Source organism: Pseudomonas sp. Z3-8 (assembly GCF_051131975.1).
Taxonomy (GTDB): Bacteria; Pseudomonadota; Gammaproteobacteria; order Pseudomonadales; family Pseudomonadaceae; genus Aquipseudomonas.
Genome location: NZ_CP071643.1, coordinates 3,150,139 through 3,172,057, shown reverse-complemented (window position 1 = coordinate 3,172,057; position 21,919 = coordinate 3,150,139). Strand labels below are relative to the sequence as shown.

At 61.9% G+C, this 21,919-nt stretch carries 16 protein-coding genes; 14 read left to right on the top strand and 2 right to left on the bottom strand.

The genetic code is table 11. The features are described from left to right. Positions 1-22 precede the first annotated feature (22 nt). Entirely contained in the window at positions 23-913 is an 891-nt protein-coding gene (locus J3P94_RS14515) for a LysR family transcriptional regulator (protein ID WP_024777250.1), read from the bottom strand. 168 nt (positions 914-1,081) lie between these two features. Between J3P94_RS14515 and J3P94_RS14510 the strand changes: the two genes are divergently transcribed. From J3P94_RS14510 to J3P94_RS14495, 4 genes are all read left to right on the top strand, one after another. Beyond that, a complete protein-coding gene (locus tag J3P94_RS14510) occupies positions 1,082-2,164 on the top strand; it encodes a 4-oxalomesaconate tautomerase (protein ID WP_434568492.1) in 1,083 nt (360 codons plus the stop codon). 56 nt (positions 2,165-2,220) lie between these two features. Beyond that, positions 2,221-3,525: a CitMHS family transporter gene (locus J3P94_RS14505; protein ID WP_305494673.1), complete on the top strand. Its 1,305-nt coding sequence runs from the start codon at positions 2,221-2,223 to the stop codon at positions 3,523-3,525. A 90-nt stretch (positions 3,526-3,615) separates the two neighbouring features. Then, on the top strand, positions 3,616-4,869 hold the full coding sequence (locus J3P94_RS14500; RefSeq protein WP_434568491.1) for an OprD family porin: 1,254 nt from the start codon (positions 3,616-3,618) through the stop codon (positions 4,867-4,869). A 148-nt stretch (positions 4,870-5,017) separates the two neighbouring features. After that, on the top strand, positions 5,018-5,710 hold the full coding sequence (locus J3P94_RS14495) for a type 1 glutamine amidotransferase domain-containing protein (protein ID WP_434568490.1): 693 nt from the start codon (positions 5,018-5,020) through the stop codon (positions 5,708-5,710). 223 nt (positions 5,711-5,933) lie between these two features. On the opposite strand, the gene J3P94_RS14490 is transcribed toward J3P94_RS14495, so the two are convergent. Continuing rightward, on the bottom strand, positions 5,934-7,394 hold the full coding sequence (locus J3P94_RS14490; RefSeq protein WP_434568489.1) for an aldehyde dehydrogenase family protein: 1,461 nt from the start codon (positions 7,392-7,394) through the stop codon (positions 5,934-5,936). 318 nt (positions 7,395-7,712) lie between these two features. Here J3P94_RS14490 and J3P94_RS14485 point away from each other — a divergent pair, with 318 nt between their 5' ends. The 10 genes from J3P94_RS14485 (at position 7,713) to J3P94_RS14440 (ending at position 20,877) form a co-directional block, all read left to right on the top strand. Beyond that, a complete protein-coding gene (locus J3P94_RS14485) occupies positions 7,713-9,038 on the top strand; it encodes an NAD(P)/FAD-dependent oxidoreductase (protein ID WP_434568488.1) in 1,326 nt (441 codons plus the stop codon). A gap of 356 nt (positions 9,039-9,394) precedes the next feature. Beyond that, positions 9,395-10,063, top strand: a complete 669-nt coding sequence (locus J3P94_RS14480; RefSeq protein ID WP_305494668.1) for a haloacid dehalogenase type II — start codon at positions 9,395-9,397, stop codon at positions 10,061-10,063. 36 nt (positions 10,064-10,099) lie between these two features. Beyond that, positions 10,100-11,374 (top strand): NAD(P)/FAD-dependent oxidoreductase, encoded by a 1,275-nt coding sequence (locus J3P94_RS14475; RefSeq protein WP_434568487.1) that lies wholly within the window; start codon positions 10,100-10,102, stop codon positions 11,372-11,374. Between the two features lie 83 nt (positions 11,375-11,457). Next, the gene (locus J3P94_RS14470) at positions 11,458-13,104 is read left to right on the top strand and encodes an ABC transporter substrate-binding protein (RefSeq protein ID WP_434568486.1); all 1,647 of its coding nucleotides are present in this window, start codon (positions 11,458-11,460) and stop codon (positions 13,102-13,104) included. 39 nt (positions 13,105-13,143) lie between these two features. Then, positions 13,144-14,100, top strand: a complete 957-nt coding sequence (locus J3P94_RS14465) for an ABC transporter permease (protein ID WP_434574175.1) — start codon at positions 13,144-13,146, stop codon at positions 14,098-14,100. Continuing rightward, positions 14,097-14,972, top strand: coding sequence for an ABC transporter permease (locus J3P94_RS14460; RefSeq protein WP_434568485.1), 876 nt, complete (start codon positions 14,097-14,099; stop codon positions 14,970-14,972). The genes J3P94_RS14465 and J3P94_RS14460 overlap by 4 nt, the downstream gene beginning before the upstream one ends. Position 14,973: 1 nt before the next feature. Further along, positions 14,974-16,815 (top strand): ABC transporter ATP-binding protein, encoded by a 1,842-nt coding sequence (locus tag J3P94_RS14455; RefSeq protein WP_434568484.1) that lies wholly within the window; start codon positions 14,974-14,976, stop codon positions 16,813-16,815. After that, the gene (gene argE / locus J3P94_RS14450; protein WP_434568483.1) at positions 16,812-17,969 is read left to right on the top strand and encodes an acetylornithine deacetylase; all 1,158 of its coding nucleotides are present in this window, start codon (positions 16,812-16,814) and stop codon (positions 17,967-17,969) included. Before J3P94_RS14455 ends, argE begins: the two co-directional genes overlap by 4 nt. A 337-nt stretch (positions 17,970-18,306) precedes the next feature. Beyond that, entirely contained in the window at positions 18,307-19,764 is a 1,458-nt protein-coding gene (locus tag J3P94_RS14445; RefSeq protein ID WP_434568482.1) for an NAD-dependent succinate-semialdehyde dehydrogenase, read from the top strand. 33 nt (positions 19,765-19,797) lie between these two features. Next, positions 19,798-20,877, top strand: coding sequence for a tartrate dehydrogenase (locus tag J3P94_RS14440; RefSeq protein WP_434568481.1), 1,080 nt, complete (start codon positions 19,798-19,800; stop codon positions 20,875-20,877). The last annotated feature ends 1,042 nt before the right edge of the window (positions 20,878-21,919 follow it).

Sequence of the window (21,919 nt, the reverse complement as noted above, 5' to 3'; positions counted from 1 at the left end):
AAATGCCGGCGCAAAGAGCGCTCTACTGCGGCCACTGCTCCAGCAGGATCGAGACGAACTTCTCCGCGGCAGGCGATAGCGAAGCGCCTCGTCGATAAACCAGGCCCAGGGATCGGTTCACCACGGGTTCAATCAGCGGCACGCTGACCAGCGTCGGATGGTCCCCGGCAGGCATTGCCAGGCTGGGCATCGCCGACACCCCGAGGCCGGCCTCGACCAGGCCGAGGGAGGTGGACAGGTGTTGCACTTCATAGAACCACTGCGGACGCCAGCTCAGGCCGGACAAGGCGTGATCGAGCAACATGCGGTTGCCGCTCAGGCGCCCGACGCCGATCAACCGATAGTCGCTGAGTTCCGACCAGGTCACGGCGCTGCGTCCTGCCAGTTCATGGTCGCGCCGACAGGCCAATACAAAGGGTTCGTTGACCAGCGGCACGAATTCGATGTCCGGGTGCTGGCCGCTCATCATGTTGATGCCGAAATCGGCTTCGCCGCGCAGTACCGCCTCCAGTCCTTCGTTTGCGCTGAGGTCCAGCAGGCGGATGCGGATTTTCGGGTAGCGCTCGTTGTAGAGCCGGATCACCGAAGGCAGGAAGTAGAACGCCGCCGTCGGGATGCAGGCCAGGGTCACTCGGCCGATTTGTCGTTCCGCCAACTCGCGGATGTTGAGGATCGAGTCGTCGAAATCATCCAGCAGGCGTCGCGCCTTGGGCAGGAAATCCCGCCCGACGCTGGTCAGGCTGACCTTGCGCGTGGTGCGATCAAGCAGGGCCGTTCCCAGGCCTTCCTCTAGTTTTTTCATGCGCCGGCTCAGGGCTGGCTGGGACAGATGCAGCGCATCGGCAGCCTCATGAAAACTCCCCAGTTCGGCGATTTTCACGAAAGATCGGATGTCCTGCAGTTCATATTCCATGTTTTATCTCGCTGGGAAGGGGCTGTGGACACGCCCCGGATCGTAGAATAATTCTTTTGTGAAACGCAATAATGGCTCCGATCTTTGCATTGGAATCACTTTTTAAACCCTGCCACTCTTGTGTCCAGAACATCAATTATCCAGATTGATCAACAAGAGTTAGTGGTCATGCAACGAATTCCTTGTGTACTCATGCGTGGCGGCACGTCCAAAGGTCCGGTTTTTCTCGCCTGGGATTTGCCTGCGGTGATCGCCGAACGAGACGAGTTGCTGCTCAACCTGATGGGTTCCGGTCACGAGCTGGAAATCGATGGCATCGGCGGTGGCAGCCCGCAAACCAGCAAAGTGGCGATCGTCAGTCCTTCACTGCATCCGGAGGCCGATGTGGATTACCTGTTTGTGCAGGTCATGGTGTCCCAGCGGCGGGTCGATACCGCACCCAACTGCGGCAACATGCTCTGCGCCGTCGGCCCGTTCGCCATCGAGCAGGGCCTGGTCAAGGCGACAGGCGAGCTGACCCGGGTGCGTATCCGCAACCTCAACACCGGCACCTTCGTCAACGCCGAGGTGCAGACTCCGCAAGGCAAGGTCAGCTATGAGGGCGACACCGCCATCGATGGCGTGCCCGGCACGGCGGCGCCAGTGCAACTGACCTTCCTTGACGCCGCGGGTAGCAAGACCGGCAAACTTTTCCCGACCGGGAAAGCCCTTGACCTGATCGACGGCGTCCCGGTGACTTGTATCGACATGGCCATGCCGATGCTGATCATCGAGGCCAGCCTACTGGGCAAGCGTGGCGACGAGAGTCCGGCCGAACTGGACGCCGACAAGGCTTTCCTGCAACGCCTGGAGTCGTTGCGACTGAAAGCCGGGCTCGCGATGGGCCTGGGCGACGTCAGCGACAAGGTGATTCCCAAGCCGGTGCTGGTTTCCGCGGCCAAGAGCGGCGGGACGATTCAAGTGCGCTACTTCATGCCGCACAACTGCCACCGCGCGCTGGCGATTACCGGCTCGATCGGCCTGGCGACGGCGTGCGTGACCGACGGCAGCGTCGCCGCCAACCTGCTTGGCGGCGCCAGCGAGCCGCGCTTGCAGCGGGTTCGCATCGAGCACCCCAGCGGCGGCATCGACGTGGTGTTGTCCTACACCGGCGAAAAGGGTGAGACCATCCGTGCGTCGGTGGTCCGCACCGCCCGCCGGCTCTTCTCGGGTTTCGTCTACGCCACGGTTTCCCGGCGCCTGGCCGGATAGTCCAGGCCGTTTTTGTCATTGCATCAGCGACTCAATAACAACAAGAGATCTGACATATGCTCGCTTTACTTGGCTTGGCCATGGTGGTGGTCTTTACCTTCCTGATAATGACCAAACGGCTGTCGCCGATCGTCGCCCTGACAATCGTGCCGATCGTCTTCGCAATACTGGGCGGGTTTGGCGGAACCACCGGCAAGATGATGCTGGACGGCCTGAAGATGGTCGCGCCGTCGGCGGCGCTGCTGCTGTTCGCGATCCTGTTTTTCGGCCTGATGATCGACGCCGGCCTGTTCGACCCGCTGATCCGCAAGATTCTCAAACGCGTCAATGGCGACCCGATGAAGATCGCCGTGGGCACCGCACTGTTGTCGCTGCTGGTGGCGCTGGACGGTGACGGCACGACGACCTACATGATCACCTGCGCCGCGATGCTGCCGCTGTACAAGCGCATCGGCATGAATCCGATGATCCTGGCGACCGTCTCGATGCTGTCGCTGAGCATCATGAGCGGCATGACGCCCTGGGGTGGGCCGGCGACCCGCGCCATCGCGGCGTTGGGCCTGGATGCCGGCGAGTATTTCGTGCCGCTGCTGCCGACCATGATCGGCGGTGCCGCCTGGGTGGTGTTCACCGCGTACCTGCTGGGCCGCGCCGAGCGCAAGCGCATTGGCAATATCCAGCTGCAAAGCGGTGGCGGCGACTGCTACATCAAGGCGATCCTTGAAGACACGCCGCACAAGCGTCCGAAGCTGGCCTACGTCAACCTGCTGCTGGTGATTGCGGTGATGGTCGCGCTGGTGATGGGGCTCATGCATTCGGCGATCCTGTTCCTGATCGGTTTTGTCCTGGCGCTGGTGATCAACTATCCGCAGCTGGATATCCAGAAGGAGCGCATCCTCGCTCATTCGGGCAACGCCATGACCGTGGTCTTGCTGGTGTTCGCGGCGGGCATTTTTGCCGGGATCTTCTCCGGGACCAAAATGGTCGATGCCCTGGCGCAGACCCTGGTCGACTGGATCCCGCCATCCTGGGGCCATCTGTTCCCGCTGGTGGTGGCGATTACCAGCATGCCGCTGACCTTCGTGCTGTCCAACGATGCCTACTACTTCGGTGTGGTGCCGATCCTCGCCAACGCCGCTGCCGCCTACGGCATTCATCCGGTGGAAATCGCTCGGGCGTCGATTCTAGGCCAGCCGGTGCACCTGATGAGTCCGCTGGTGGCCTCGACCCTGTTGCTGGTGGGCATGGTTGACCGCGACCTCGGCGACTTCCAGAAAGCCACCCTCAAATGGGCGGTGCTCACCTCCCTGGTGATTACCGCGTTGGCCCTGCTGACCGGGGCGCTGACGCTGTTCTCCTGAGTCACCCGACAACCTTGTTGCTTGCCTGACGCTCCCCACTCGGGGGGTGCGCTGGCCTGCGCGCCAAATAACAACAATGAGAAATCCGACATGAGCAATTACCTGACCCGAGCGGCCTGGTTTCCGATCCTCGGCCTGTTGCCGCTGTCCACGGCCAGCGCCGAAGGTTTCATCGACGACAGCAAGTTGAAGTTGCAACTGCGCAACGTCTACTTCAACGAGAACTTTCGCGACGAACATGGCATGAGCGCGCGGGCCGCGAGGACCGCCAAGAGCGAGCGAACCGAATGGGCCCAGGGTTTCCTGTTGGATTACCAGTCAGGTTATACCCCGGGTACCGTCGGCTTCGGCGTCGATGCCCTGGGCCTGCTGGGGGTCAAGCTTGATTCCGGGCGCGGGCGCAGCGGCACGGGCCTGCTATCGGTGCATGACGACGGGCGCGCCGCCGACGAGTTTGCCAGCGCCGGCATGACCGCCAAGGCCCGGGTGGCCAAGACCACCCTCAAGCACGGCACCCTGTTGCCGAAGAACCCGTTGCTGATCTACAACGACGCGCGCCTGTTGCCGCAGACCTACCAGGGGACCCAGATCAACAGCAGCGACATCGACAATCTCAGCCTGACTGGCGGGCATCTGCAGCGTTTCAAACTGCGCGATTCAAGCGACAGCATGCCGATCGTGCCCGACGGTTATGGTGGCGATCAGTCAGGCGACTTCAGCTACGCGGGCGCCGACTACAAGCTGGGCAAGACCCTGCGCCTGAGCTACTTCTATGGCGAGCTGGAGAACTTCTATCGACAGAGCTTCGCTGGCATCCAGCACGACCTGCCGCTTGGCCCCGGGGTTCTCACCAGCGATTTGCGCTATTTCAACAGCGCCGATTCCGGCTCGGCCTATGGCGGGAACATCGATAACGACATGCTCAGCGGGATGCTGTCCTATGCCGTCGTCGGCCACACCTTCAGCGCCGGCTACCAGAAACTCAGCGGGGAAGGGGGTTTGCCTTATATCAGCGGGGCGACGGTCTATTCCTTCAGCAATGCCGGGATCGGCAAATTCATCGAGGAAGACGAGAAGACCTGGATGCTCGGTTACGGCTACGACTTCGCGCGCCTTGGCATTCCCGGCCTGACGTTTTCCAGTCGTTATCTCAGCGGTGACGATGGCAAGTCCAACAGCGCGGTGAAGGAATGGGAGCGTGATGCAGAAGTGGCCTATGTCGTGCAGCAGGGCTCTTTCAAAGGGCTGGGTGTGAAACTGCGCAACTATGTCTATCGCTCGGATTTTGCGAGGGGCCGTGACAGTAATCGTCTTTACCTGACCTACGATGTTGCGCTTTGGTAGTGGCTTGGCCTGCGCCGCGGGCGGAAATGGGACATGACGAAATCATGGCGTTCCCTACACCCACTTGAACGTCTCCCTCAACGCAGCCTCTGACACTATTACAGGGCGCACCCACGTCGCCCATTCACCGCGCGGAGGATAGGTTCACATGAAGATTCTAATGGTCCTTACATCTCACGATCAGTTGGGCGACACCGGCAAAAAAACCGGCTTCTGGCTGGAAGAATTTGCCGCTCCCTATTACGTGTTCGTCGATGCCAAGGCCACGGTCACGCTTGCGTCGCCGAAGGGCGGGCAACCACCGCTGGACCCCAAGAGCGATGAAGAGGACGCCCAGACTGATGCAACCCGTCGCTTCGGCGCCGACACCCAGGCCCAAGCGGCGTTGGCCAACACCGTGCCGCTGGGCGAGGTCGATCCCTATGACTTCGATGCGGTGTTTTATCCCGGCGGTCATGGCCCCCTTTGGGATCTCGCCGAGGACACCGACTCCAAGACCCTCATCGAAGCGTTTTACGCAGCGAATAAACCCATCGCGGCCGTCTGCCACGCGCCCGGAATATTCAAGAACGTCAACGCCCCGGACGGCCAGCCCGTGGTCAAGGGGAAAAAAGTCACCGGTTTCACCAACTCCGAGGAAGAGGCGGTGGGGCTGACCCAAGTGGTCCCGTTCCTGGTCGAGGACATGCTCAAGGCCAAGGGCGGCGAGTATTCCAAAGGGGCGGACTGGGGCAGCCATGTGGTCGAGGACGGGCATCTGATCACCGGGCAGAATCCCGCCTCATCCGAAGCGGCCGCCAAGGCGTTGCTCAAGCGGTTGGAGGCGGAACAGGCGGGTTGACGGCCGCCTGTGAGGCAATCGACAAACCCGTGGCGAGGGAGCTTGCTCCCGCTCGGCTGCGCAGCAGTCGTGAATCGGTGGTCAAGGTGATTCCGATATTCCGCATTCGGCAGGGTTTGGGGCCGCTTCGCGACCCAGCGGGAGCAAGCTCCCTCGCCACGGGGCCTGCTTTTCTTGAATTCAACCGTCGTACTGAATCATTCGGGGCGACGGCATAGGGCAATCAGCCGAACCCGACGATCGCCTTGGTTTCCAGGTATTCCTCAAGCCCGAAGACGCCGTACTCACGCCCATTTCCCGATCGCTTGTAACCACCGAAGGGCGCCATGGGATTCCAGGCGGGGTAATTCAGGAGCACTTGCCCGGCGCGGATTCGAGAAGCCACCGCGCGCGCCAGGTCAAGGTCCTGTGACTGGACGTGGGCGCCCAGCCCGTAGACCGTATCGTTCGCAATAGCCACCGCCTCGTCGATCGTTTCATAGGCAATGATGCACAACACCGGCCCGAAGATTTCCTCCTGGGCGATGCGCATGGCGTTATCCACCTCGGAGAACACTGTCGGGCGGGTGAAGTAGCCCTTTTCAAAACCGGGCACGCGTCCAAGTCCGCCGCAAAGCAGCTTTGCGCCTTCGTGCAGGCCGTTCTCGATCATCGCCTGCACGCGATTGAACTGGGCTTGATTGGCAATCGGGCCGAGTACCGTTTCCGGCGATTGCGGATCACCAACGATGATCGCGTTGGCGGTTGCGGCCGCCAGCGCTTCGACTTCAGCCAGTCGGTCCTTCGGAACGATCATGCGGGTCGGGGCGCTGCAGGATTGTCCGACGTTGCGCAGCGCCGCCAGCACGCCGGCCGGGACGGCTTTGGTAAAGTCCGCATCGGGAAGCAATATATTCGGCGATTTGCCGCCCAGTTCCTGGCCGACCCGCTTCGCCGTCGGGGCGGCCGCCTGTGCCACCAGCGTGCCTGCGCGGTTTGAGCCGGTGATCGAAATCATGTCGATATCAGCGTGTGCGGCCATCGCCGCGCCGACTATATGGCCGCTGCCGTTCACCAGGTTGAAGACCCCCGGTGGCAGGCCCGCGTCATGCACCACCTGTGCAAACAGCAGGGCGCTAAGCGGTGACAGCTCACTGGGCTTGAGCACCACCGTGCATCCGGCCGCCAGTGCCGGGGCGACTTTTGCTGTGATCTGGTAAAGCGGCCAGTTCCAGGGCGTGATCAGACCGCAGACGCCTATGGGTTCGCGTCGGATTGCGGTCGTGCCCTCGAGCGTCTGGAAATCATAGGTGGACAGCAGATCGCGCGCGACCCGAACGTGTTCGGCCGCCAGGGGCACCTGCATTGCACGTGCGGCAGCGATGGCCGAGCCCATTTCCAGGGAGATCGCCTGGGCAAACGCTTCTTTTCGCTCAAGGATAAGCTCATGGATCTTGTCCAGCAGCAGCGCGCGTGACGCCGTGGAGGTGGCAGACCAACCGGCAAACGCGGCGCGCGCCGCCGCTACCGCACGATCGATATCCTCGGCAGAGCCGCTGGCGACCTGGGCGATCACTTCTTCGGTCGCCGGGTTGACCACCGCCAGGCTGGCCGGGCTAGCCGGCGCAGACCAACCGCCGTTGATATAAAACCGCTGAGCCGATTGCGGATCAACACTGTAGCGATTCGAAGATTGAATAGTCATCCAAGGCGTTCCTTTAGAGCGGCATGTCGAGTCTGCTCAATAAGCTAACAAAGCGGCCCGGACAAAATATGCCGTTGTTCAAGTGCCCAAAGGAGAATCTGCCGTATCTGCCAGGCTAACTTCCCATTAACCATGGCCTGCCAGGCTCTGACGCTTCCGACCGCAACGCCCGGGTTCGGAGCGTCCCGCAAAGTCTGCTGAACAGGTCGCGCAAAACGGTGCTTTGTACCAGGCGGCCTATACTTTTAGCCGTTTATGCACGGTTTCATGGTGTTGTAATAACGCCACCGCTCACCGCCCTTCAATGGACATCCCAAAATGCCTGCACCGTTAACTTCCGTAGAGACGAATTCTGAACTGCCGACGCACGCTGACGTTGTCGTGATCGGCGGCGGCATTATCGGAACCTTCACGGCCTATTACCTGGCCAAGCGCGGCCTGAAGGTCGCACTGGTGGAGAAGGGGCGCGTGGGGGCGGAGCAGTCGAGTCGAAACTGGGGCTGGTGCCGTCAGCAGAATCGGGACGCTCGTGAGCTGCCGCTTTCGACCAAGAGCCTGGAGCTGTGGGAACAGTTCGCCGCGGAGACCGGCGAGGACACCGGATTCAGAAGGTGTGGCTTGCTCTATCTGAGCAACAACGAGAAAGAACTGGCGGGTTGGGCAAAGTGGGGTGAGTTTGCCCGTACCGTCAATGTCACAACGCACATGCTGACGGCGGAACAGGCTGCAGAACATGGCCGAGTGACTGGCAAGTCCTGGAAAGGCGGGGTCTTCTCGCCGACCGACGGTACGGCGGACCCGTCCCGTGCCGCTCCGGCGGTTGCGCGGGCAATCATCAAGCTGGGCGGCACGGTACATCAGGGCTGCGCTGCCCGTGGCGTCGAGACCGAAGGCGGCCGGCTATCGGCGGTCGTTACCGAAAAGGGCACCATTCGAACCAAACTCGCGGTGCTGGCCGGTGGCGCATGGGCGTCCTCGTTCTGCCGTCAGTACGGCATCCGGTTTCCCCAGGCGTCCATTCGCCAGACGATACTGTCGGTCTCCAAGGGCGCCGAAGAGATACCGGACGCACTCCACACGGATGAGGTCTCCATGACCCGTCGCTCTGATGGCGGTTTCACGCTGGCCATCAGTGGCAGAGGGCGCGTTGACCCGACCCCGCAGCTGTTGCGGTTCGCTCCGCAGTTCCTGCCGATGTTCCAGCGCCGCTGGCGCAAGCTGGCGCCCGGTGGTCTGCAAGGCTTCCAGTCGGGGCATGAAGGCCTGGGCCGCTGGCGGTTGGACCAGCCAACCCCGATGGAGCGGATGCGCATCCTCGATCCTGCAGCCGATGCATCGGTTGTCGAGCTGACTTACAAGCGTGCGGTCGACCTGATCCCGATGCTGAAAAACTCGTCAGTCACCGCTGCCTGGGCAGGTTATGTGGACAGCACGCCTGATGGCGTCCCGGGCATTGGCGAAATAGCGAGCCTGCCTGGCCTGGTGCTGGCGGCGGGGTTCAGCGGCCATGGCTTCGGCATCGGCCCTGGCGCGGGCCACTTGATCGCCGACATTGTCAGCGACATGCCTCCCCTGGTTGACCCGCGTCCCTATCACCCGGATCGATTCCAGTCTTCAGCCTGGGGCAAAGTCGCGGAGTTCTGAGGCCAGTACAAAGCTCACCGGCAACACAAGCAACGGGCGCATCCTCAGGGAATGCGCCCGTTCTCGTTGGCGGGGTGGATTCTGCCGCTGGCGGCGGTTCGACTGGTTTTTTGCGCACCATAAATGGCCGCGAACACCCTGAAAAAGGTGCAGATGCACGGGCTTGGCGCATCCCGCACAGTCTGCTGAGCGGGCCCCGAAAAACGGTGGTTTGTGCCAAGCGGCCTATACTTTTAACCGTTTATGCGCGGTCTCATGATGCTGTAATAAAACCGTGATGCAGCGTTGCAGCCAGGCTTCAAGAACGAGCAACCGCTTGCCCCTCATGACCTCAACCATCACTCAGGACCGCACTCATGAGCTTCCTTCGCCCCAAGTTCATTACCTTTGACTGCTATGGCACGTTGACCAACTTTCAGATGGGGACCATGACGCGCGAGCTGTTCGCCGATCGGGTCCCAGCCGAGCAGATGGATCAGTTCGTCAAGGATTTCTCGGCCTACCGGCTGGACCAGGTGATGGGCGACTGGCGGCCCTATGATGAAATTCTCAAGACTGCCCTGGCCCGGGTCTGCAAGCGTTGGGGTGTCGAATACAAAGGCGAAGGCCAGCTCTATTACGATGCCGTACCGACCTGGGGCCCACATGCCGACGTACCGGCAGGCCTGTCGAAAATCGCCGACAAGATTCCCCTGGTGATTTTCTCCAATGCGATGGACGAGCAGATCATGTCCAACGTCGACAAGCTCGGCGCACCTTTTCATAAAGTCTTCACGGCTCAACAGGCCCAAGCCTACAAGCCACGTCTGGCGGCCTTCGAGTACATGCTCGATAACCTCGGCTGCGGGCCGGAGGATGTCCTGCATGTGTCTTCGAGCTTCCGCTACGACCTGATGTCGGCCCACGACATGAAGATCAAGCACAAAGCCTTCGTGGCCCGGGGTCATGAGCAACCGGCGAACGCGGCCTTTGGTTACCACCAGATCCCGGACATCGGCGGGTTGGCCGGTCTGGTCGGTCTCTGAGTCTCATTGCACGCTTCAAGGCATAAGGGGTTAGACATGGGCAGTGAGTCTTATTGGCTCGATACCGCACCGGCATTTACCGGTGCCCAGCTCGGTGCGTTACCCGGGCAGGTCGATGTGGCCATCGTCGGTGGCGGTTTCACTGGCCTGGCCGCCGCCCGGTCCCTGGCCTTGAAGGGCGCCAATGTGGTGGTGCTGGAAGGCGGGCGGGTCATTGGCGAGGCTTCGGGGCGCAATGGCGGCCAGTGCAACACCGGCGTCGCCCAGGACTACGCGTCATTGAGTGCCAGCCTCGGCGCCGACAAGGCGCGCGCCTATTACCAGGCCTATGAAAGCGCCGTGCAGAGTGTCGTCTCGCTGGTGGAGCAAGAGCAGATTGCCTGCGACTTCAAGCGTAATGGCAAGCTCAAACTGGCGGCCAAGCCGCTGCACTACGAAGGGTTGGCACGTACTTGCGAATTGATCCGGCGCGAGGTCGATGCCGAGGTCGAGTTGCTGTCTGCGCAAGAAACCCGGGCTGAAGTGAACTCGGCCCAGTTCCATGGCGGCTTGCTGCAGCGTAACGGCGTGCAGATGCATGTCGGACGCTTCGGAGTAGGGTTGGCCGAAGCCGCCGCCCGTCACGGCGCGCTGATTTTCCAAGGCGTATCCGTAACCGACTGGAAAACCAGCGCCGGTGGCTATCGGGTCAATACCACCAAGGGTTCGCTACAGGCCACGCAAATCCTGCTGGCCACCGGCACCTGCCAGCAGGGTGGGTTGGGTTGGTATCGGCGGCGGATCGTGCCGGTGGGCAGTTTCGTGATCGCCACCGAGGTGTTGCCGCAGGCCTTGATCGACAGCTTGCTGCCGGCACACCGCTCCTATGTCACCAGCCGGATGATCGGCAACTACTTTCGGATCACGCCGGACAACCGCTTGCTGTTTGGCGGGCGGGCGCGGTTCGCCATGTCCGACAGTGTGTCCGATGCCAAGAGCGGCAAAGTCCTGCACGCGGCGATGATGCAGATGTTTCCGCAGCTGGCCCACGTCAAGGTCGAGTATTGCTGGGGCGGATTGGTCGACATGACCTCCGATCGGCTGCCCCGGGCCGGCCAGCACGGCGGCGTTTATCACTCCATGGGCTACAGCGGCCATGGCGTGCAGATGTCGGTGCACATGGGCCAGGTCATGGCCGACGTCATGGCCGGCAAGGTCGAGGCCAACCCTTGGCGCGAACTCGACTGGCCGGCGATCCCCGGACATTTTGGCAAGCCCTGGTTCCTGCCGCTGGTAGGTGCGTATTACCGCCTTCAAGACTATTTGCACTGAGTGGCGAGGGACGCTTCAGGTTTCATCACATTGCGTATAGCGCGAGCAATCGAGCCTTATCATTTGCGAAAGGTAGAACCGACATGACTGACAAAAAAAACAGTATCGATACCCAGCTGATAACAGGTACGGAAAGTCTGCGCGTTTTCGAAGGGCTCAATCGCGGCATGTCACGCCGCAATGCATTGCAGATGCTCGGGTTGGCCGGGGTGGCCGTGGCGGGCGCCGGCAGCCTGTTCGGCGCCGCCGGCAAGCTGTTCGCCGATGAGGAGGCCGCCAGCCCAGGCAAAGGCAAGCCTGGCGGGCGGATCCGCGTCGCCGGCTCGACCAGTTCCACCGCCGACACCCTGGACCCGGCCAAAGGTTCGTCGTCCACCGACTACGTACGCCATTACATGTTCTACAACGGGCTGACGCGTTTTGACAGCCACATGGTGCCGCAACTGGAACTGGCCGAGCGTATCGAGACCACGGACGCCACGCTCTGGGTGATCAGCCTGCGCAAGGAAGTGACCTTCCATAACGGCAAGGCATTGACCGCCGCCGACGTGGTGTTTTCGCTGTTGCGGCACAAGGACCCGATCACCGGCTCCAAGGTCCTGCCGCTGGCGTCGCAGTTCGCCGAAGTCAAAGCCGTTGGCACCCATGAAGTGCAGATTCAGTTGAGCGGCCCCAACGCTGAACTGCCGTCGGTCCTTGCCGTCTCGCACATGTTGATCGTACCGGAAGGCACCAGCGATTTCAGCCAGGGCATCGGTACCGGTCCGTTCAAGGTCAAGGAGTTCAAGCCCGGGGTGCGCTCCGTCGGCGTGCGCAACAGCAATTACTGGAAGCCCGGCCTGCCGTACCTGGACGAGATCGAATTCATCGGCATTGCCGACGAATCGTCACGGATCAACGCCCTGCTGTCAGGGGACGTGCACATCGTCAACGAGGTCAATCCACGCTCGACCACCCGCATCAAGGACAGCGCCCGGCATCGGGTCATCGACTCGCCGTCGGGCAACTACACTGACCTGATCATCCGTCAGGACCAGATGCCCGGCAAAAGCCCGGAGTTCACCCAGGCGATGAAGTTGCTGCTGGACCGGGAACAGATCAAGTCGGCGATCTTCCGTGGCTATGCGCGGGTCGGCAACGACCATCCGATCGCGCCCGGGGCACGCTTCTTCAACGCCGATTTGCCGCAACGGGCTTACGATCCTGAACAGGCCAGGTCGTTGTTGAAGAAGGCCGGCATGGAAAGCATCAGCATGCCGCTGATGTGCTCGCCCGCGGCGACCGGTTCGGTGGACATCGCGGTGCTGCTGCAGCAGTCCGCCAAGGAGGCCGGACTCAAGCTCAACGTCAACCGCCTGCCGAGCGATGGCTACTGGTCCAACCACTGGGCCAAGCACCCGCTGAGCTTTGGCAACATCAATCCGCGACCGAATGCCGACATGCTGTTCTCGCAGTTCTTCCAGTCGAGCGCGCCCTGGAACGAATCAGGCTGGAAAAACGAGCAGTTCGACCAATTGTTGATACAGGCCCGCGGTGAAACCGACGAGGCCAAGCGCGGCAAGATGTACGCCGACATGCAAGTGCTGGTGCATGAGCACGGAGGCATCGGCGTACCGGTGTTCATCAGCAACATCGACGGTGCCGACCAGCGTGTAAAAGGCTACGGCGCCAATCCCCTGGGCGGTTTCATGGGCTACATGTTTGCCGAGCAGATCTGGCTGGATGCCTGATGAAGGTCGGTTTGGGCCACATTGCACGAGGGTCGGATGATGAATAGCAACACACTGTGGTTGATCGGCCGCCGTCTGGGGGCGGCGATCGTGACCTTGTTGATTGTCTCCATGGTGGTGTTCGCCATCACGGCGGTGCTGCCGGGGGACGCGGCGCAGCAGGCGCTGGGACAGTTCGCCACGCCGGAACAGGTGGCGGCTCTGCGGACCAAAATGGGCCTGGACCAGCCCGGTGTGTTGCGTTACCTGCATTGGCTGACGAGCCTGCTCAGCGGTGACCTGGGGATGTCGATGTCCAACGCCACGCCGGTGATCGAGCTGATGGCCGGCCGGGTTCCCAACACCTTGATGCTCGCCGCTGCCACGGCCCTGGTGTCGGTGCCCGTGGCGTTGACCCTGGGCATCGGCTCGGCCATGGGCCGAGGCGGGCGCCTCGACAGCTTCCTGAGTTTTTTCACCTTGACCATGGTGGCCGTGCCGGAGTTTCTGGTCGCCACCTTGGCGGTGCTGATATTCGCCGTGAACCTGGGTTGGTTATCGGCGCTGTCCTACGCCAGTGACATCACGTCCCCCTGGCAATTCATGCGCACCTACGCATTGCCGGTGATGACGCTGTGCTGCGTGATTGTCGCGCAAATGTCACGCATGACCCGCGCAGCCGTGATCGATCAGCTCGACAGCCCTTACGTGGAAATGGCCCGGCTCAAGGGCGTGAGCAATATCCGTATCGTGCTCCGGCATGCCTTGCCCAATGCCATCGGCCCCATTGCCAATGCCATCGCCCTGAGCTTGTCCTACCTGTTGGGCGGGGTGGTGATCGTCGAAACGATCTTCAACTATCCCGGCATTGCCAGCCTGATGGTCGATGCCGTGACCAACCGCGACATGGCCCTGGTTCAAGCCTGCACCATGTTGTTCTGTACGGCGTACCTGGCGTTGGTGTTGATCGCCGACCTGTGCGCGATTCTTTCCAATCCGAGGCTGAGAAACCAATGAACAACCTCATTGTGAAATCGCCGACGGCAGCCGCTGCGCTGGGGTTGGGCAAAGATGCCCACGCAAAGTCCTGGCTTGGCCTGGCCGGCGCCGCGATGTGTGTGATCTGGTTGCTGGTGGCGATTTTCGGCCCGTGGCTGGCGCCGCATCCGGTGGGCGAAGTGGTCTCCGACAACGTCTTCGACAGCCTCAGCGCGACGTACCCGTTCGGCACCGATTACCTGGGCCGCGACATGCTCAGCCGGGTTCTTGTCGGCGCGCGTTTCACCGTCGGCCTGGCGTTGGTGGCCGCGGTGCTGTCGAGCACCCTGGGAACCAGTCTGGCGCTGTTGTCGGTGGTTTCGCCAAAGTGGCTGGATGAGCTGATCAGTCGCCTGATGGACGCGTTCATTTCGATCCCGAGCAAGATGCTGGCGCTGATCATGGTCTCGGCCTTCGGCTCCTCGGTCACCTTGCTGATCTGCACGGCGGTGTTGAGCTACACCCCCGGTGCCTTCCGCATCGCCCGCAGCATGGCGGTGAATATCGAAGCGCTGGAGTACGTGCAAGTGGCCCGTACCCGGGGCGAGCGCCGACTGTACATCGCCTGCGTGGAAATCCTGCCGAACATCCTCAATCCGGTGCTGGCGGACCTGGGCCTGCGTTTTGGTTTCATCGTGCTGCTGCTCAGTGGCATGAGTTTCCTCGGGCTGGGCGTGCAACCGCCGGATGCCGACCTTGGCTCGCTGGTGCGCGAGAACATCGGCGGCCTCAATCAGGGGGCGCCGGCGATCGTGATTCCTGCCCTGGCCATCGGCACCCTGACCATCGGCGTGAATCTGTTCATCGACCGGTTGTCGTCGCGACGTAGCCGACGTACGGGAGGTCATTGAAATGAGCGAATTGATTCGGGTACAGGACCTGCGCGTGGTCGCCTGCGGCGAGCGCGAGGAGGTGGACATCGTCAAGGGGGTCAGCTTCTCCCTGCAAAAAGGCGAAGTATTGGCGTTGATCGGTGAGTCCGGTTCCGGCAAGACCACCATTGCCCTGGCATTGCTCGGTTATGCCCGACGCGGTTGCCGGCTGGCGGGCGGCGTGGTGAAAATCGGCGAGGATGACATGCTGGCGTTGAGCGAGAGCCAGTTGCAGAAGTTGCGTGGCAACCGCGTGTCCTATATCGCCCAGAGCGCCGCAGCTGCGTTCAACCCGGCGAAAAAACTCATCGACCAGGTAGTGGAAGGCGCGCTGATTCATGGCCTGGGTAGCCGGGCGGTGCTTGAGGCGAAGGCCATCGAGCTGTTCCGTGACCTGGCCCTGCCAGACCCGGAGCGCATCGGCCAACGCTATCCTCATCAGGTGTCCGGCGGGCAGCTGCAACGGGTGATGGCGGCCATGGCGCTGATCAGCGATCCATTGCTGGTGGTGCTCGACGAGCCGACCACGGCCCTCGATGTGACGACCCAGATCGATGTGCTGCGGGCCTTCAAACGGGTAGTCCGCGAGCGTGGGGCCACGGCCGTCTATGTGTCCCACGACCTGGCGGTCGTGGCGCAGATGGCTGATCAGATCGTGGTGCTCAATGGCGGCGAGATCTTCGAACACAGCGCCACGGCACCTTTGCTCAAGGGCCCGGCCCACGAATACACCCGCAGCCTGTTGGCGGCGGCGCGGCCGGACACGACGATCCGTCCGCCCGGCGACATCGCGCAAGACACCCCTTTGCTGACCATCCAGGGGCTGACCGCCGGCTACGGCAACAAGAATGCCCAGGGCATGCCAGCGATTCGCGTGCTGGAAGGCATCGACCTGACGGTTCGCCGAGGCCAGGCCATCGGCGTCATCGGTGAGTCGGGGTCGGGCAAATCGACCCTTGCACGGGTGGTGGCCGGGTTGTTGCAGCCAGCCCTTGGCGGGTTGTGCTTCGATGGTCAACCCCTGGGCGGCAGCCTGTCGTCGCGTACCCAGGAGCAGTTCCGACGCATACAGATGGTCTTCCAGAATGCCGACACCGCACTCAATCCGATGCACAGCGTCAGCACGATCCTGAGCCGCCCGCTGAAGATGTATTTCGGCCTCAAGGGCGCGGCGTTGCGCGAGCGTATCGGCGAGCTGCTGGACCTGGTGCGTTTGCCCCGGACGATGGCGGACCGGCGTCCGAACGAACTGTCCGGCGGGCAGAAGCAACGGATCAACCTGGCCCGGGCCTTGGCGGCCAAGCCAGACCTGATTCTCTGTGACGAGGTGACCTCGGCGCTGGATACCGTGGTCGGTGCGGCAATTCTCGAATTGCTGCGCGATTTGCGCCAGGAGCTGGGAGTGTCCTATCTGTTCATCAGCCACGACATCTCCACCGTGCGCGCCTTGTGTGACGACATCGTGGTGATGTACAGCGGGCACAAGGTCCAGGCCGGTACGCGTCAATCCTATGCCGAGGCTCCGTTCCACCCGTATACCGATCTGTTGATCCACTCCGTACCGGAACTGCGCCAGGGCTGGCTGGAAAGCTGCGGGGCAACGACCTGCCAGACGCTGCCGCCGATTGGCCCGAAAGCCGCTGTGCCAGGGCTGTGCACCTTCCTGAGTCGCTGCCCGGTGCGGGTCGACGGGCTGTGCAACCGCGTCGCGCCGGACCGACGGATGTTAGTCGGTGGCAGCGAAATCCTTTGCCACCACGACAGCGCCGAACTGATGAAAACCCAGCAACCGAACACTCCGACCGTGGCGGCGTACGCATGAAATCCCGTGTATTGGAGATTCTCAAACGGCTGATGGCCTTCGACACCGTCTCTTCGGAATCGAATATGGCCTTGATCGAATACGTGCGCGATCTGCTCATGACCAAGGGCATCGAGTCCTTGATCGTGCGGGACGACAGCGGCAACAAAGCCAACCTGTTTGCCAGTACCGGTCCAAGGGATGTGCCAGGGATCCTGCTGTCGGGTCATACCGACGTGGTGCCGGCGGCGGGGCAGGCCTGGACCTTCCCGGCATTTGCGGCGACGGTGCGGGACGGACGGATTTATGGCCGCGGCAGTTGCGATATGAAGGGCTTTATCGCCCTGGCAATCGACGCCATGCTCGATGCCGCCGGGCAGCCATTGAGCAGGCCGCTGCAGCTGGCGCTGTCCCATGACGAGGAGATCGGCTGCGTGGGGGTACGGCGTTTGCTGGATGTGTTGCACCTGGCACCGGTCCGGCCGTTTCTGTGCGTCATCGGCGAGCCGACCCATATGCAGTTCGTTCTCGGGCACAAGGGCAAGGGTTCCTACCGTACGTACTGTCGTGGGCTGGAGGCGCACTCATCATTGGCGCCACGCTCGGTTAATGCGATTCATGTGGCCTGCGATTTCATCGCCGCGCTGCGCCTGAGCCAACAGCAGTTGCAAGAGCAGGGTGCCCGGGATACCGATTACGATGTGCCCTACAGCACGGTGCATGTCGGGCAGATTGTCGGCGGCAAGGCGCTGAACATCGTGCCCAACCTGTGCACCCTTGATTTCGAAGTGCGTAACTTGCCGGCGGACAACCTGGACGGCTTCCTCGAGCAGATGCGCGAACGGGCCGAACTGATCGTGCGTGAGGCGCAAAAGCTCTCCAGCGTGGCTGCGATTGAAATCGAGACCCTGAACGTCTACCCGGGTCTCGACACCCACCCGAGCGTCGAAGCGGTACGGTTCCTGAAAAACTTTGCCGCCCCGGACATTGGCACCGCGAAAGTCTCGTTCGGCACCGAGGGCGGGTTATTCAAGCAACGCCTGGATGTGCCAGTGGTGGTTTGCGGCCCGGGTTCGATCGAACAGGCGCACAAGCCTGACGAGTACATCGAGATCAGCCAGATGGAGGCGGGTGAGTGCTTTCTGCAAGGGTTGCTGGGCTCGATGCGCATTTGATCGTGCAACAGTAAAGCCTGCCGTCGAAGGTAATGCTGTTCACTTAACAAAATGACGTACCCGTGGCGAGGGAGCTTGCTCCCGCTCGGCTGCGAAGCAGTCGTAAACCGGCGGATGCGGTGTGTCTGATACTAAGTGTTTGGCAGGTTTTGGGGCCGCTTCGCGGCCCAGCGGGAGCAAGCTCCCTCGCCACGGGTTCCCCGATTGCCTTAATGAACAGCATTATGCCGTCGAAGGCTGATTTTCAGCATTCGTGGCTGTAGGGCCGGCGTTTTCAGCATCCTCGTTCAGGGCGACTCAATAGACTGAAGGCTGTCTCAGAACAGGACCCGACGTCATGCTCAAGAATCGCCTGAAAGACCCCAGCCTGCTGGTAGAACTCGCTTACATCGACGGCCAGTGGGTCGGCGCCGACAACGCCGCCACCCTGGACGTGATCAACCCGGCCACCGGCGAGGTGCTTGCCCGGGTACCGGCGATACACGGCAATGAAACCCGGCGCGCCATCGAAGCTGCCGACCGTGCCTGGCCGGCCTGGCGTGCACGTCCGGCGGCGGAACGGGCGGCGCTGCTCGATCGCTGGTACCAGGCGATGATCGACAACCTCGACGACCTGGCGCTGATCCTCACCCTTGAGCAGGGCAAGCCGCTGGCGGAAGCCAAGGGCGAGATCCGCTACGGTGCCAGCTTCGTCAAATGGTTTGCCGAAGAAGCTCGACGGATCTACGGCGAAACCATCCCGGCCCCCAGCGGTGATCGACGCTTGATGACCCTCAAACAGCCGGTGGGCGTTTGCGCCGCGATCACGCCGTGGAATTTCCCCAATGCGATGATCACCCGCAAGTGCGCACCGGCCCTGGCCGCGGGCTGCACGATCGTGGTCAAGCCGTCGGACCTGACCCCGCTGTCGGCCCTGGCCCTGGCGGTGCTGGCCGAGCGGATCGGGATTCCGGCCGGGGTGTTCAACGTCGTGACCGGCATGCCCGCCGGCATTGGTGAGGAACTGACCGGCAACCCGACGGTGCGCAAGCTTTCCTTCACCGGCTCCACCGCTGTCGGACGCCTGCTGATGCGCCAGAGCTCGGAACACATCAAGCGCCTGAGCCTGGAGCTGGGCGGTAACGCTCCGTTCATCGTGTTTGACGACGCGGACCTGGAGCAAGCCGTGACCGGCATCATGCTCAGTAAATTCCGCAACGCCGGGCAGACCTGCGTCTGCGCCAACCGCATTCTGGTGCAGGATGGGATCTACGAGCGCTTCGCCCAGCGCTTGGTGGAGGCGGTGGGCAAACTCAAGGTTGGCGACGGCCTCGAGGCCGAGGTGAACATCGGTCCGCTGATCAACGCGGCGGCGGTCAGCAAGGTCGCTCGACACATCGACGAGGCGTTGAGCCAGGGCGCTCGCCTGCTTTGTGGCGAAATCCCCGCGGGCGACAGCCGGTTCGTCCAGCCGACGGTGCTCGGGGAGACGCATGCCGGGATGCTGCTGGCCAACGAAGAAACCTTCGGTCCGGTTGCTCCCCTGATGCGCTTCAGCACGGAAGAAGAGGCGCTGGCCTTGGCCAACGCTACGCCCTATGGCTTGGCGGCATATTTTTTCACCCAGGATCTGCGCCGCTCATGGCGGTTCGGCGAGGCCCTGGAGTTCGGCATGGTTGGCCTCAATACCGGGCTCATTTCCATGGACGTCGCGCCCTTCGGCGGCATCAAGCAATCGGGCCTTGGGCGTGAAGGCAGCAAGTATGGCCTGGATGAATTCCTTGAAGTCAAAGCCTTCCACGTCGGCGGGTTGTGATGCGGTCAGCGATTTGAAGAGGAGGCATGGTTGATGAGCAAACCATTCAGAATCGCCGCGATTGCTGGCGACGGTATCGGTAAGGAAGTCTTGCCGGAGGGGCTGCGGGTACTGGAACAGGCGGCGAAGAAATGGCAATTGGATCTGAGCATCGAAGTGCTCGACTGGGCCCACTGCGATTACTACCTGGAACACGGGCAGATGATGCCCGCCGACTGGTTCGAACAGCTCAAGGGCTTCGATGCGATCTACTTTGGCGCCGTGGGCTGGCCGGACAAGGTACCGGATCACATTTCCCTGTGGGGTTCGCTGCTGAAGTTTCGCCGGGACTTCGATCAGTACGTGAACATCCGTCCGGTGCGGCTGTTTCCTGGCGTGCCGTGTCCGTTGGCCGGACGCGAAGCCGGGGACATCGACTTCGTGGTGATCCGCGAAAACACCGAGGGCGAGTATTCCTCGGTCGGCGGCAAGATGTTCGAAGGCACCGAGCACGAGTTCGTGCTGCAGGAGTCGGTATTCACCCGACGCGGTGTGGACCGGATTCTCAAGTTCGCCTTCGACCTGGCCCAGACCCGGCCGCGCAAACGCCTGACGGCGGCGACCAAGTCCAACGGCATTTCCATCAGCATGCCGTACTGGGACGAACGCACGGCGCTCATGGCGCAGCAGTACCCGGACGTCACCTGGGACAAGCAACACGTCGATATCCTGTGTGCGCGCTTTGTGCTTCAGCCAGACCGTTTCGATGTGGTCGTGGCGTCGAATCTGTTCGGTGACATCCTGTCCGACCTTGGACCTGCCTGCGCCGGCACCATCGGCATCGCCCCTTCGGCCAACCTTGATCCACAGCGACGATTTCCCTCGTTGTTCGAACCGGTCCATGGCTCGGCGCCAGATATCTATGGACGGAATATCGCCAACCCGATTGCGATGATCTGGTCCGGTGCCTTGATGCTCGACTTCCTGGGTAATGGCGATGAACGCTATCGCGCGGCCCATGACGGGATTCTCAGGGCCATCGAGCGGGTTATTGCAGCGGGGCCGATTACGCCTGATCTTGGGGGGCAGGCGTCGACTCAGGAGGTTGGTCTGGCTATTGCGGGGGCGCTCTGAGCCGCTGATCCAATGTGGGAGCGAGCTTGCTCGCGATGGCGGTGTATCAGCCAATGAAGATATTGGATGTGCTGGCCCTTTCGCGAGCAGGCTCGCTCCCACAGGGTTCCTCGGTATGCCGTGAGACCTGCATCTGCCGACGATCCAGTGTGGGAGCGAGCTTGCTCGCGAAGGCGGTGTGTCAGTCAATGAAGATATTGGATGTTCTGGCGCTTTCGCGAGCAGGCTCGCTCCCACAGGCTTCTCGGTATGCCATGAAATCTGCGTCTGCCGGATGATCCAATGTGGGAGCGAGCCTGCTCGCGAAGGCGGTGTATCAGTCAATGAAGATATTGGATGTTCTGGCGCTTTCGCGAGCAGGCTCGCTCCCACAGGGGGGCTCGGTATGCCATGAAATCTGCGTCTGCCGGATGATCCAATGTGGGAGCGAGCTTGCTCGCGATGGCGGTGTGTCAGTGATGAAGATATTGGATGTGCCGGCCTTTCGCGAGCAAGCTCGCTCCCACAGGGTTCCTCGGTATGCCGTGAAACCTGCGTTTGCCGCCGATCCAATGTGGGAGCGAGCTTGCTCGCGATGGCGGTGTATCAGCCAATGAAGATATTGGATGTGCTGGCCCTTTCGCGAGCAGGCTCGCTCCCACAGGGTTCGATGTCAGCCAGGTATCTTGCGGCAAACCCAAAACCAATGTGGGAGCGAGCTTGCTCGCGATGGCGGTGGGTCAGCCAATGAAGATATTGGATGTGCTGGCCCTTTCGCGAGCAGGCTCGCTCCCACAGGGGGGCTCGGTATGCCATGAAATCTGCGTCTGCCGGTGATCCAATGTGGGAGCGAGCCTGCTCGCGATGGCGGTGTATCAGCCAATGAAGATATTGGATGTGCTGGCCCTTTCGCGAGCAGGCTCGCTCCCACAGGATTCGATGTCAGCCAGGTATCTTGCGGCAAACCCAAAACCAATGTGGGAGCGAGCTTGCTCGCGAAGGCGGTGGGTCAGTCAATTATCTTTCAACTGATCTGACGCCTTCGCGAGCAAGCTCGCTCCCA

Bases quoted from the DNA above. Each gene is read 5' to 3' on its own strand.
- J3P94_RS14460 (WP_434568485.1), top strand. From the start codon at position 14,097: ATGAACAACCTCATTGTGAAATCGCCGACGGCAGCCGCTGCGCTGGGG.
- J3P94_RS14455 (WP_434568484.1), top strand. From the start codon at position 14,974: ATGAGCGAATTGATTCGGGTACAGGACCTGCGCGTGGTCGCCTGCGGC.
- J3P94_RS14480 (WP_305494668.1), top strand. From the start codon at position 9,395: ATGAGCTTCCTTCGCCCCAAGTTCATTACCTTTGACTGCTATGGCACG.
- J3P94_RS14470 (WP_434568486.1), top strand. From the start codon at position 11,458: ATGACTGACAAAAAAAACAGTATCGATACCCAGCTGATAACAGGTACG.
- J3P94_RS14490 (WP_434568489.1), bottom strand. From the start codon at position 7,394: ATGACTATTCAATCTTCGAATCGCTACAGTGTTGATCCGCAATCGGCT.
- J3P94_RS14505 (WP_305494673.1), top strand. From the start codon at position 2,221: ATGCTCGCTTTACTTGGCTTGGCCATGGTGGTGGTCTTTACCTTCCTG.
- J3P94_RS14515 (WP_024777250.1), bottom strand. From the start codon at position 913: ATGGAATATGAACTGCAGGACATCCGATCTTTCGTGAAAATCGCCGAA.
- J3P94_RS14485 (WP_434568488.1), top strand. From the start codon at position 7,713: ATGCCTGCACCGTTAACTTCCGTAGAGACGAATTCTGAACTGCCGACG.
- J3P94_RS14500 (WP_434568491.1), top strand. From the start codon at position 3,616: ATGAGCAATTACCTGACCCGAGCGGCCTGGTTTCCGATCCTCGGCCTG.
- J3P94_RS14475 (WP_434568487.1), top strand. From the start codon at position 10,100: ATGGGCAGTGAGTCTTATTGGCTCGATACCGCACCGGCATTTACCGGT.
- J3P94_RS14495 (WP_434568490.1), top strand. From the start codon at position 5,018: ATGAAGATTCTAATGGTCCTTACATCTCACGATCAGTTGGGCGACACC.
- J3P94_RS14510 (WP_434568492.1), top strand. From the start codon at position 1,082: ATGCAACGAATTCCTTGTGTACTCATGCGTGGCGGCACGTCCAAAGGT.
- J3P94_RS14465 (WP_434574175.1), top strand. From the start codon at position 13,144: ATGAATAGCAACACACTGTGGTTGATCGGCCGCCGTCTGGGGGCGGCG.
- J3P94_RS14440 (WP_434568481.1), top strand. From the start codon at position 19,798: ATGAGCAAACCATTCAGAATCGCCGCGATTGCTGGCGACGGTATCGGT.
- argE (WP_434568483.1), top strand. From the start codon at position 16,812: ATGAAATCCCGTGTATTGGAGATTCTCAAACGGCTGATGGCCTTCGAC.
- J3P94_RS14445 (WP_434568482.1), top strand. From the start codon at position 18,307: ATGCTCAAGAATCGCCTGAAAGACCCCAGCCTGCTGGTAGAACTCGCT.